The sequence below is a fragment of the Oceanobacillus profundus genome (genome assembly GCF_003515705.1).
Classification (GTDB): Bacteria; Bacillota; Bacilli; order Bacillales; family Amphibacillaceae; genus Oceanobacillus; species Oceanobacillus profundus.
This window is the reverse complement of the sequence record NZ_QWEH01000023.1, coordinates 1-11,480: the sequence shown is the minus strand read 5'-3', so window position 1 is coordinate 11,480 and position 11,480 is coordinate 1. Positions and strand designations below refer to the sequence as shown.

At 39.8% G+C, this 11,480-nt stretch carries 11 protein-coding genes and 1 pseudogene; 7 read left to right on the top strand and 5 right to left on the bottom strand.

All coding sequences use genetic code 11. The features are described from left to right. Nucleotides 1–12: 12 nt before the first annotated feature. Together D1B32_RS21345 and D1B32_RS21340 are read left to right on the top strand one after the other, a co-directional pair. Complete coding sequence (locus tag D1B32_RS21345; protein ID WP_095313684.1) at nucleotides 13–1,218, top strand: acyl-CoA dehydrogenase family protein; 1,206 nt, start codon at nucleotides 13–15, stop codon at nucleotides 1,216–1,218. A 170-nt stretch (nucleotides 1,219–1,388) separates the two neighbouring features. Then, entirely contained in the window at nucleotides 1,389–1,772 is a 384-nt protein-coding gene (locus D1B32_RS21340) for a DUF4183 domain-containing protein (RefSeq protein WP_095313685.1), read from the top strand. Nucleotides 1,773–1,817: 45 nt separating this feature from the next. Here D1B32_RS21340 and D1B32_RS21335 read toward each other — a convergent pair whose 3' ends face one another. From D1B32_RS21335 to D1B32_RS21320, 4 genes are all read right to left on the bottom strand, one after another. Continuing rightward, entirely contained in the window at nucleotides 1,818–2,198 is a 381-nt protein-coding gene (locus D1B32_RS21335) for a DUF4183 domain-containing protein (RefSeq protein WP_316246672.1), read from the bottom strand. Nucleotides 2,199–2,439: 241 nt separating this feature from the next. Continuing rightward, a complete protein-coding gene (locus D1B32_RS21330) occupies nucleotides 2,440–2,754 on the bottom strand; it encodes a DUF3870 domain-containing protein (RefSeq protein ID WP_095313687.1) in 315 nt (104 codons plus the stop codon). Nucleotides 2,755–2,784: 30 nt separating this feature from the next. Further along, complete coding sequence (locus D1B32_RS21325) at nucleotides 2,785–3,963, bottom strand: saccharopine dehydrogenase family protein (RefSeq protein ID WP_095313689.1); 1,179 nt, start codon at nucleotides 3,961–3,963, stop codon at nucleotides 2,785–2,787. A 78-nt stretch (nucleotides 3,964–4,041) separates the two neighbouring features. Next, nucleotides 4,042–5,541, bottom strand: a complete 1,500-nt coding sequence (locus D1B32_RS21320; RefSeq protein WP_095313690.1) for an aldehyde dehydrogenase family protein — start codon at nucleotides 5,539–5,541, stop codon at nucleotides 4,042–4,044. Nucleotides 5,542–5,743: 202 nt separating this feature from the next. Between D1B32_RS21320 and kynU the strand changes: the two genes are divergently transcribed. From kynU to D1B32_RS21295, 5 genes are all read left to right on the top strand, one after another. After that, complete coding sequence (kynU, locus tag D1B32_RS21315) at nucleotides 5,744–7,015, top strand: kynureninase (RefSeq protein ID WP_095313692.1); 1,272 nt, start codon at nucleotides 5,744–5,746, stop codon at nucleotides 7,013–7,015. Then, nucleotides 7,012–7,650 carry an arylformamidase gene (gene kynB / locus D1B32_RS21310; RefSeq protein ID WP_118890391.1) on the top strand — a complete coding sequence of 213 codons (639 nt, stop codon included), beginning with the start codon at nucleotides 7,012–7,014 and terminating at the stop codon, nucleotides 7,648–7,650. The genes kynU and kynB overlap by 4 nt, the downstream gene beginning before the upstream one ends. After that, entirely contained in the window at nucleotides 7,647–8,492 is an 846-nt protein-coding gene (gene kynA, locus D1B32_RS21305; protein ID WP_095313694.1) for a tryptophan 2,3-dioxygenase, read from the top strand. The genes kynB and kynA overlap by 4 nt, the downstream gene beginning before the upstream one ends. A gap of 82 nt (nucleotides 8,493–8,574) precedes the next feature. Then, nucleotides 8,575–9,918 (top strand): sodium-dependent transporter, encoded by a 1,344-nt coding sequence (locus D1B32_RS21300; protein ID WP_095313696.1) that lies wholly within the window; start codon nucleotides 8,575–8,577, stop codon nucleotides 9,916–9,918. 56 nt (nucleotides 9,919–9,974) lie between these two features. Continuing rightward, nucleotides 9,975–11,318: a CoA-disulfide reductase gene (locus tag D1B32_RS21295; RefSeq protein WP_095313697.1), complete on the top strand. Its 1,344-nt coding sequence runs from the start codon at nucleotides 9,975–9,977 to the stop codon at nucleotides 11,316–11,318. 44 nt (nucleotides 11,319–11,362) lie between these two features. On the opposite strand, the pseudogene D1B32_RS24355 reads toward D1B32_RS21295, so the two are convergent. Further along, nucleotides 11,363–11,480 (bottom strand): annotated as a pseudogene (locus tag D1B32_RS24355) (IS30 family transposase); the annotation flags it as partial.

The following is an 11,480-nucleotide window of genomic DNA, read 5'->3' as shown; positions in this document are numbered from 1 at the left end:
GGAGATGAGCTAATGAATTTTGAATTTAATGATGAACAGAAGATGCTGCGTGAAACGGTAAGAAGCTTTACAGACAAAGAAATTATGCCATACATTGACGGGTGGGACCGGGAAGGAAAGTTTGACTTAAGCATACTAACGAGACTTGCAGAGCTTGGACTAATGGGCGTCTGTATCCCTGAAGCATATGGTGGCAGTGGAATGGATTATAACGCATTAGCTATTGTTTGTGAGGAACTGGAGCGAGGCGATACCGCCTTTCGTACAGCTGTTTCCGTGCATACGGGGTTAAATAGCATGACATTACTTCAATGGGGAACAGAAGAGCAAAAGCAAAAATACCTTACACCACAGGCAAAAGGTGAAAAAATTGGTGCATTTGGTCTCACCGAACCTGGCGCTGGTTCGGATGTTGCAGCTTTACAAACGACAGCTGTACAAGATGGTGACCACTATATTTTAAACGGTCAGAAAACATGGATCTCACTATGTGATATTGCCGATCATTTTATTGTTTTTGCTTATACTGCAGATCGTTCCGAAAAGCATAAAGCTATTTCTGCTTTCATTGTTGAACGTTCTTGGGAAGGTTTCTCATCGAAGGCAATCAAAGGCAAGCACGGCATCCGATCCGGTAACACAGGTGAAATATTTTTTGAAAATATTAAAGTACCGAAAGAAAATCTGCTGGGCGAAGAAGGAGAAGGATTTAAAATTGCTATGTCAGCATTAGATAATGGGCGCTTCACAGTTGCTGCAGGTGCTGTTGGACAAATTATGGCTTGTCTGGAGGCTTCCGTTAAATACTGCCATGAACGAGAAACATTCGGCAAAGAGATTGGAAAACATCAGCTCGTGCAGCAAATGATTGCGAAGATGGAAGCAGGCTATCAAATGAGCCGTTTGCTTGTTTATCGTGCAGGTGAGCTTAAAAACCAAGGAAAACGCAATACCAGAGAAACTTCTCTTGCCAAATGGCAGGCCTGTGACTTCGCTAATCAAGCAGCAGATGATGCCGTGCAAATCCACGGTGCTTATGGCTATTCTGATGAATATCCAGTAGAACGCTATTTACGGAATTCGAAAGCACCGGTTATTTATGAGGGAACTCGAGAAATTCACACGATTATGCAGGCAGAATATGTATTAGGGTATCGGGAAGATAAGCAGTTGAATAAAATGCTTCCTGCCTGGGATGGAGAGAAGGAGCGCGTTTAAAAAACAATAATCTATTTCCCCTAGCATATTAAATGCTAGGGTTTTTATCTATTTCTAAAACGTGTACAAATACATCATTCAACATAGAAATGATGAACGTATCTATGCAGAATGATTTCTTATTCATATACTATGATGAAACAATTTATTGATAGGAAGGAGAGACACTAATGGCATTACAGCTTATGAAATTATTTGTTTCTGCAACAACGGAAACAGAGGTTACGCCAACGGTTGATAAGTTTTTCTATGTAACGGTAGCTGATACTGCACCAGAAGGCACTTTAACAATTGATGCAGCTGATTTTTTTGATGATTTAGGTGCTGAAGTCGTTGAACTCCCCGAGTTAATAGCGAATAACAGTTACTATAACCTATATATAAATGGTGTACTACAAATGCAGGATATTTCAACTTATACGCCTGGTGCAACTGGTGTAGGATCACTTAGTATTGTGGTACCCACTGGTACAGACTCCATAGTAGCAGAAACACCAATCGTATTAGAAATAGCCAACTTCGATACGACTTCTACTACAGATATTACAACATAACTTCATTTGAAATAGGGTGGTCTATGCCACCCCTTAATTAATCGATTACGATTGGTGAATAGTAATGAATTGCAAATTAATTGGAGCTCCTTCTGGAGGTACATCACTTGTTTTTAATTGCAATATACCTTCCTTAATCTCATAGGTAACTGGAGGTTGTAATACACCATTAATAAAGAGATTTACATAGGAGACTTTCATTGGATCTAATATCCCGCGATTACCGTATTGTTTTAATTCATCTTTATTCGTATATAGAAGACTTTTCCCATCAGACAATGCATTATACTGGTAAGTATCAACTTTATTGATTTTCCTAGCAGGTTTTATAGGAATTTTAATACGAAATTCGGAAGTTGTATTGACCATATCATATACACGACGAGTAGAGACAATATGCTTTTTATTATGTTTTATTTTGGCCACCTACCTCTTTTTATAAAGTAAAACTTCATTCAGTTAGAGTTCCCTTCCGCCCACTGAATGTTAGTAGAACAGAAACAGAAATATTATTTCTACATCCTATGTTTCAACTAAAAGAAGCGTTCAAAAAAAGCCACCTAATTACAGTCCAATAAATAAGCAACTTGTATAGAAGCGGAAAAATCAAGTTTCAATAAATTCTACATAAAAGAAGATGGTACACAGTCAGTACCATCTCCTCTTCTTATTTTGTCTCTATATAATTCACATATTGTTTATACAAATCATTTAAGGCGGACGAAAGAGCATTGCCTGCTTTCCCTAAGTAATGCTGTTTTACCATTTCAATTGGCTTTTCCATCCCATCCTGCAAGCTGTAGCCTCTTAGCAATTGTTGAACAAATTCTCTCCCATGCTCCGTGGCTAAAGTACAATTTGCAGCTACGATAACACCATATTTTTTATCAATTTCTGCTGTAATAGTTAATGTGTCATAAATACTTTTAGCTGCCATTCCTGCGGGCAGCCTTGCGTGACCTGCAATAAATATGGTATTCACGATTGGTCCAATCCCTTCATCTTATTACACTCACTTTACCTTTACTGAATTCGCTTCTAAGATTGACTCTGTTTCTGTAATATTTACACCGCGTTTCTTCATCGCTTCGATATAGGTATGGCCAGGGACAATCTGTTCTGGCGGATATACGCCTTTTTTCGCAATAGTTCCATCACCAATCATCTGTGCAACAACTGATATTGTATTCGCAGTCGCTCGAGCCATCGCTGTTACATGTGTTTTTCGATCCTTATACGTCGTCATCTCATATGCATAGGTTGCTTCCGTCCCATTCTTTTCACCAGAAACAATTACCCTTAATAAGACTGCATCTTCCTTCTCACCTAATTCAACGATGGGATCAAGTACTTTCAGAAAAACATCGCGCGGTCGAATCATCTGACCATTTACTTCGACCTCATAATCTAGCTTCGTTAAATTTAAATCAACAAGCAGTTTAAATTTCTCCGCATGACCGGGATAACGAATTGTTTTGTATTCAAGTGTCTCAATATCCGGAAAAGATAGCGAAAGTGTTGATGTGCCGCCAGATGTATGAAAAGCTTCCAACGGGCCAAACCGCTCAAAATAAATTTGCTCTACTTCTGTTAATGAAGGGATTTCCTGCTTGATACCATTACGAATAATGAGGGAAGGATCTGTATAATGATCGAAAACCCCTTCCATTGAGAATACATGATTATATTCAATTGGAGGATCTGGCTTTACAGGAATTCCACCAACATATAATTTAATCGACTTTACTTGATCAAGCTTGCTTGCACCATAGCCTGATAAAATATTGATCATCCCAGGAGCTACACCAAGATCTGGAATGAGTGTAACTTGAGCAGTTTTCGCGTCATCTGAAAGCCCCAGCACTTTATCTGTCATATGCCCAATATGTCCGCCTAAATCTACTGCGCTGACCCCTACCTCAATTGCAGTTTTAGCAACGATTTCATTAAACGAATAAAATAGTGCGTTTATAACCACATCAAACTTCCGAATAAACGCTGCAAGCTCCTCTCTATTACCCGCATTTACTTGATATGCTTTTAATTTCTTAGTATCCAGCTGCTTACTTACGAGCCGCGCCCGCTCGATATCAATATCTGCCAGCCCGACATGTGTTACACCTGGACTCGATACCAAATCACGTACTGCTTCTTTTCCCATCAAGCCTGAACCTAATACACCTATTTTCATTCGATTCACTCCCTGCTTAGACTGGTAAAAGCAACCTCTATCTATATAACTATTCAAAAAGCCTTCATCATAAATAGCTTATGATTCTACATCAATTTGTGCGCGTTGTAATTTCCCACTGTAATCCACGTAAATTGCCTTCCATTCTGTAAAAACATCCAATGCTTGAATGCCTGAATCTCGGTGACCATTCCCTGTTCCTTTTGTTCCTCCAAACGGCAAGTGAATTTCTGCTCCTGTGGTTCCAGCATTCACATAGACAATTCCTGTATCGAGATCTCGCTGCGCTTTAAAAACCCGATTCACATCGTTTGTAAAAATCGAGCTGGACAGTCCGTACGTCACACCATTATTTACCTCAATTGCTTCTTCAAAGCTGGAAACGGGGATAATCGAAACAACCGGGCCGAAAATTTCTTCTTGAGCAATTCGCATATCTGCCGTAGCATTGGTGAACAGGGTCGGCGCAAAGTAATAGCCATTTTCATGTGCATCTTCCGTCAGCTCGTAGCCTCCCGCAAGCAGTTTGGCCCCCTCTTCCCTGCCGATTTCAATATATTGCTTAATTTTAACAATGCCTGACTGGTTAATGATCGGTCCTACTTTAATTGATTCATCAAGTCCATTGCCTATAGTCAGCTTATCCATAGCAGCAAGCAGTCTCTCTTCCAATGTACGTTTTACTTTTTCATGTACAATAACCCGACTGCATGCTGTACATCGCTGACCACTCGTTCCGAAGGCACTCCAAAGAATTCCTTCAACTGCAAGATCTAAATCAGCATCATCCATTACGATTACAGCATTCTTCCCACCCATTTCTAAGGAAACCTTTTTTAATTGCTTTCCACATTCACTTGCAATATTTCGACCTGTATCATTGGAACCCGTAAAGGAAATAACACGAATAGCCTCATGATGGACCATCGCATCTCCAACGACAGATCCTGCACCAAATACAACATTGACAACCCCTTTAGGCAGGCCAGCTTCCTCAAAAATTTTGGCAAGCTCATATGCCATGATTGGTGTTTCCGTAGCCGGTTTCCAAACAACTGCATTTCCGGCGACAATTGCAGGAAAAGACTTCCATGTTGCAATTGCAATCGGAAAATTCCACGGTGTGATAATACCTACAACTCCAACGGGAGCACGTTGACTCATTGCAAATTTATCCTTCAACTCAGCAGGTGTTGTCTGACCAAATAAACGACGCCCTTCCCCTGCCATGTAAAACGCCATATCAATACCCTCTTGCACCTCACCGCGAGCTTCTTCAATTACTTTCCCGTTTTCCATGGTCAGCAGCTGAGACAGTCTTTCTTTACGTTCTTTCATAATGTAGCCAACACGGTATAGCACTTCTGCACGTTGTGGTGCAGGAACAAGCGCCCATTCCTTTTGTGCGGCTTTTGCAGCAGCTACCGCTTCGTTTACCGCTTCTTCCGCAGATAAAGGCACTTGCACAATTTCTTCCCCAGTTGCCGGATTTATTACTGCTTGGGTTTTACTTACATTCACCCATTCTCCATTAATAAAATTATTAAGTTTTTCAACTTCCAATGATAGCGTTGTCAAAATTATCCCTCCCGAATAAAATAGTGCAGTAAATGACGTGCTTTTACCCTATTTCTATATATATTTATTTTCTATCTTTAGTATAAATGAGTATATGTTAATTGTACAATTGTTATTAATATACTAAATTTATTGGATATTTTTTTATTCCTTATGTTAGATTGAACATATATCAATTTAATACAAAAGAGGTGCTATATTTATGATGCGTACACGTCAATATGCACAGCAACTGGATCAAGAGGATACTTTACAACATTTTCGAACCGAGTTCTACACACCTAACAATACGATTTATTTTGATGGTAACTCACTCGGATTATTATCCAAACGCGCGGAACAATTTGTAACTGAAGTTATGAATGATTGGAAAAACCATGCAATCGATGGTTGGACACTTGGTCATCATCCTTGGTTTTATTTAGCTGAAAAGCTTGGGAAAATGTCCACCAATCTTGTTGGTGCAAAACCAGAGGAAGTAATTATTACTGGTTCAACAACAACCAACCTCCATCAACTGACAGCGAGTTTCTATCACCCAAAAGGGGCAAAAACGAAGATTCTTGCTGATGTATTGAATTTCCCTTCTGATATTTATGCATTAAAAAGCCAATTAGCACAAAAAGGATATGATGCCCACACACATCTTATTCAAGTACCGAGTGCTGATGAGAATACGTTGAAATCAGAAGACATCATCGCCTACATGACAGAGGAAATCGCATTAATTGTCCTGCCAGGTGTCCTATATCGCAGCGGACAAATTCTAGACATGCAAAGGTTAACAAAAGAAGCTCATAAGCGAGGAATCCTTATTGGCTTTGATTTATGCCATTCGATTGGTGCTATCCCTCACAGTCTATCAGAGTGGGATGTGGACTTTGCTTTCTGGTGTACGTATAAGCATTTAAATGGAGGTCCTGGGAGTGTTGGGGGACTGTATGTTAATCAAAAGCATTTCGGCAAAACACCTGGACTTGCTGGATGGTTTAGTTCTTCCAAAGAAAAGCAATTTGATATGGGGCATAACCTGACCCCAGCAAATCATGCAGGTGCCTACCAAATTGGAACACCACATGTATTAAGTATGGCGCCATTACTCGGGGCACTGCAAATGTTTGAGGAAGCCGGCATTGAAAATATCCGCAAAAAATCATTACAATTAACAGCGTACTTGATGGACTTGATTGAAAGCGAATTAGCTGCATATTCCTTTTCCATTGCCAATCCGAAGCAAGATGATGAACGAGGTGGACACGTTTTACTGTTGCATCCCGAAGCTGCACGGATTTGCAGAGCTTTAAAAGCAAACGGCATCATTCCTGACTTTCGCAACCCAAATGGAATACGGATAGCCCCTGTCGCCTTATACAATACATTTGAAGAGGTATGGCAAATGGTTCATATTCTGAAAACCATTATGGAGAAAGAAAGCTATAAAAACTACGAAAATAAACGAGGTGTAATCGCATGAGTAAATGGATTGATATTTCTCAAGCCTTAACGAATGATATCGCACATTGGCCAGGAGATACACCATTCAACTACAAACTGTCAGCTACGAAGGAGCAGACCGGCTCTGCCAATATTGGAGAAATCACAACAAGTCTGCACAATGGGACACATATTGATGCACCCTTTCATTTTAATTCTAATGGTAAAACGGTAGATCAGCTCGATCTTGATCTTTACATTGGAAAAGCAATCGTTATTGATGTCAGTCATACCGATAATATTACAGCGGCAGTACTAGAAAATTACCAATTTGATTATGCAACAAGACTGCTGCTGAGAACATCACTACCGAACAATCCAAAACGGTTCCCAAGAGAATTTCCTTATCTGGATCCAGAGATTGCCCAGTTTTTAAGTGAAAAGGGTATACAATTACTTGGCGTTGATATCCCCTCTGTCGATGCACCGGACAGCAAAGAACTCACCACACATCACGCCCTCCATCGGCATGGAATTCACATTCTGGAAAATATAATGCTAAAACATGTCATTCCAGGATCCTATGATTTAATCGCTTTGCCGTTAGCTATCCATGGTGCGGATGGCAGTCCAGTCCGCGCCGTATTACGTCCACTTAAGGAGAATGAATCATGACGGATTCTTCCAACAAAACATTTCAGTCGGAAAAAGGAATTCATACGGATTTTATGGAGAAAATGACATATGGAGATTACCTTCAGCTCGATCCTTTATTATCAAGTCAAAAACGATTATCCAGTCACCATGATGAAATGCTATTTATAATTATCCACCAGGTAAGCGAGTTATGGCTAAAGCTAATTATTCATGAAATGCAGGCAGCAATCAAAAAGATTCAAGCAAACGAACTGCAAGCGTCCTATAAAATGCTTGCACGTGTCAGCAAAATCCAATCCCAAATCATTCAAGCATGGGATGTGCTTTCAACATTAACACCTGCAGAGTACATGCAATTTAGGGATAAACTAGGAAATGCTTCCGGGTTTCAATCCTATCAATATCGGCTTGTCGAATTTGTCCTAGGCTATAAAACACCATTTATTTTAAAAATATATCAAAAAGACAAAGAACTTCATCAAATTCTAATGGATGCGTATCATGCACCTGGTCTATATGATGTTGCCATTCAATCTTTAGACAAGGCAGGTCTGCCAATTGATAAAGGAGTTTTAGATAGAGATATTTCGAAAACATATCAACAAAATGCTAGTGTTGAGCAGGCTTGGCTCCAGGTCTATCAAAACGTCGATCGCTATTGGGACCTTTATCAATTGGCTGAAAAGCTCGTCGATATTGAAGATTGGTTCCAGCAATGGCGTTTCAGACATATGAAAACAGTTGAACGCATTATTGGTCACAAGACAGGTACTGGAGGATCATCTGGTGTCAGCTATCTAAAAAAAGTACTGGAGCATTACTTTTTTCCTGAACTTTGGGAAATTCGAACAAAGCTTTAACAACGATAGAACTTCCTTCAAAAATGAATTGATTATGCTATACTAATAAGATAACTTTTTCAAACATGAAAGGAATTACAGCATGAATAAAAACAAAGAACAATGGTCGACAAAGCTCGGCTTTATCCTATCATCTGCTGGAGCGGCAGTCGGTCTTGGAGCAATTTGGAAATTCCCATATATGACAGGAATGAATGGTGGAGGTGCCTTTTTCCTATTATTTATTGGCTTTACCATCATTCTAGGTCTTCCTCTCTTAGTTGGGGAATTTATTATTGGAAGAAGTTCACAAAAGGAAGCAGTCACAGCTTACAAAACATTAGCACCAAAAACTCCTTGGTCATTCATTGGACAATGGGGCGTTGTTGGTGCATTCATCCTGATGGCATTTTACAGTGTTGTAGGCGGCTGGGTCCTTCTATATAGTTTCATGTCACTGCCTGGACAAATTATAAAAGAAAACGCAAATTATCCCGAACTATTTGCAAATATAACTGGCAGTCCAACCTTGACAATTGTCGGTCTTGGATTATTTGTATTAATAAATATTATTGTTGTATCCCTCGGAATTACAAATGGGATCGAGAAAACAAATAAGGTGTTAATGCCATTACTTTTTATTTTCTTTATTATACTTGTCATCCGTTCCGTTACATTCGAAGGAGCAATGGAAGGTATCCGCTTCTTCCTGCAGCCAGACTTTTCCAAACTAAGTGCTGAAAATGTCTTATATGCACTCGGTCAAGCATTCTTTTCATTAGCAGTAGGAATCTCGGTGATGGTGACATACAGCTCTTACTTGAAAAAAGATGTCAGTTTACCGTCATCAGCTGGATCGGTAAGTATTATGAATATATTTGTTTCCTTGCTTGCAGGTTTAGCTATCTTTCCTGTTGTATTTGCCTTTGGTTTGGAGCCTGCAGAAGGACCTGGATTATTGTTTATCGTGCTGCCTGAGGTATTTGCACAAATGCCGTTCGGTGAATTGTTTTTAAGCTTATTTTTATTGCTGTTTTTATTCGCGGTGTTGACATCATCCTTCAGTATGCTGGAAATTATTACAGCAGCTTTCACAGAAAATAAACAGCGCTCAAGAAAGAAAGTTGCATTCATTGCCGGTTTACTCGTATTTCTCGCAGGCATTCCATCTGCACTCTCTACCAACGTGCTTACGGATTTCACTATATTCGGTTTAACTGTATTCGATGCAAGTGATTTCCTTGTGAGTAATATCATGCTTCCTGGTGGCTGCCTATTTATTTCATTGTTTATCGGATTTAAACTGGATAAATCATTATTAAAGCAGGAATTTTCTTATGGAAACCAGTTACCTGATGTATTGTTCCACGTATGGTTCCAGATCATGCGTTGGTTAGTTCCCGCTACAATCATCATCGTTTTCTTAAGTTCTGTCGGAATTTTATAGTACGAAGATTTTTACACAAGGAGAAAAGGAAAGATTCCGCTGGAGGAGTGACATACATGCCACGTAAAATTGTAATTGTTGGCGGTGTTGGTGGCGGCGCTACGGTTGCCGCCCAAATCCGCAGAAACGATAAAAATTCCGAAATCATCATCTTTGATAAAGGGGGGTATATTTCTTACGCAAATTGCGGTATCCCTTATTATCTTGGCGATGTGGTTCAAAATAGAAAGGATCTCCTGTATCCTCCCGAGAAATTCACGAAAAAATACAATGTATCCGTGCATACGAATACAGAAGTTGTTTCGATTTCACGCTCAGATAAAACCGTGCACTATCGGAAAGGTAAACAAGTGCAGGAGGAAACCTTCGACAAACTGATCCTTTCTCCTGGTGCATCTGCAATTGTTCCAGACATAGAGGGTATCAATAATAATCGAACCTTTACAGCGAAAACGATTGAGGATATGGATGCTGTTCATGCATTCATCCAACAAAATACACCGAGGTCAGTTGCTGTAGTTGGTGCTGGGTTTATCGGATTAGAGATGATCGAAAACTTGCATGCCCTTGGGTTGAATTGCACCATCATCGATCGCTCTTCACAAGTAAGCAAAATCATTGATGATGATATGGCGGCAATAGTTGAAGAACATTTGAAGGATAAAGGAATTGAGGTCATTTTGAATGATGGCTTGAAGGGGTTTAAAAATGATGGCAAGACATTACTTTTAAATAGCGGGATACAACTGGAAGCAGACATGACAATTCTCGCTATTGGAATAAAGCCTAATACTGATTTAGCTATCAATACGGCACTGGAGTTAGGTAGTACTGGTGCTATTTCTGTGAATGAATATATGCAAACAACAGATCCTGATATTTATGCGTTAGGAGATGTCGTAGAAACAAGAGACTTGTTAACAGGCTCACCAAGACATATCGCACTAGCTTGGCTTGCACATCGTCAAGCAGCTATTATTGCTGCACACTTAGATGGAGAACAAATTCCTTATCGCGGCAATACAGGCTCTTCTATTTTGAAGGTATTTGATTTAACAGTGGCTGCAACCGGACATAACCGACAGAGCTTGCAGCAGGAAGGCAAACAATTCGAGAATGTAGTCCTTGCCTCCACTTCCCACGCTAACTATTATCCAGGTTCCAAGAAACTCTGGTTAAAACTTTTTTTCCATCCAGAAACAGGGCTGATTTTTGGAGGAAATATTGTCGGGTATGATGGTGTTGATAAGCGGATGGCTGTATTGGCTACTGCTATCAAAGGAAATTTAACTGTAAATGACCTACCAGAGCTGGAACTCGGATATGCACCACCTTATTCCAGTTCAAAGGACCCCATCAATATTCTTGGCTATAAAGCAATCGATATGCTAAAAAAGTAAATCCCGGCTAAAGGCCGGGATTTACTTTTTTAAATGACCGTTTGTCAAATTAAGTGCAACAGTTCTTCTTGAAACGCTTCGTGAGTAGTTTTCCAATTCAAACATTTTCTGGGTCTATTGTTGATTAGTGACAGTGCATGTTCTAATTCTTCGTCTGAGACT

Excerpts from the sequence above, each read along its gene's own strand:
- D1B32_RS21295 (WP_095313697.1), top strand. The coding sequence starts at position 9,975 with ATGCCACGTAAAATTGTAATTGTTGGCGGTGTTGGTGGCGGCGCTACG.
- D1B32_RS21340 (WP_095313685.1), top strand. The coding sequence starts at position 1,389 with ATGGCATTACAGCTTATGAAATTATTTGTTTCTGCAACAACGGAAACA.
- kynU (WP_095313692.1), top strand. The coding sequence starts at position 5,744 with ATGATGCGTACACGTCAATATGCACAGCAACTGGATCAAGAGGATACT.
- kynA (WP_095313694.1), top strand. The coding sequence starts at position 7,647 with ATGACGGATTCTTCCAACAAAACATTTCAGTCGGAAAAAGGAATTCAT.
- kynB (WP_118890391.1), top strand. The coding sequence starts at position 7,012 with ATGAGTAAATGGATTGATATTTCTCAAGCCTTAACGAATGATATCGCA.
- D1B32_RS21345 (WP_095313684.1), top strand. The coding sequence starts at position 13 with ATGAATTTTGAATTTAATGATGAACAGAAGATGCTGCGTGAAACGGTA.
- D1B32_RS21300 (WP_095313696.1), top strand. The coding sequence starts at position 8,575 with ATGAATAAAAACAAAGAACAATGGTCGACAAAGCTCGGCTTTATCCTA.
- D1B32_RS21325 (WP_095313689.1), bottom strand. The coding sequence starts at position 3,963 with ATGAAAATAGGTGTATTAGGTTCAGGCTTGATGGGAAAAGAAGCAGTA.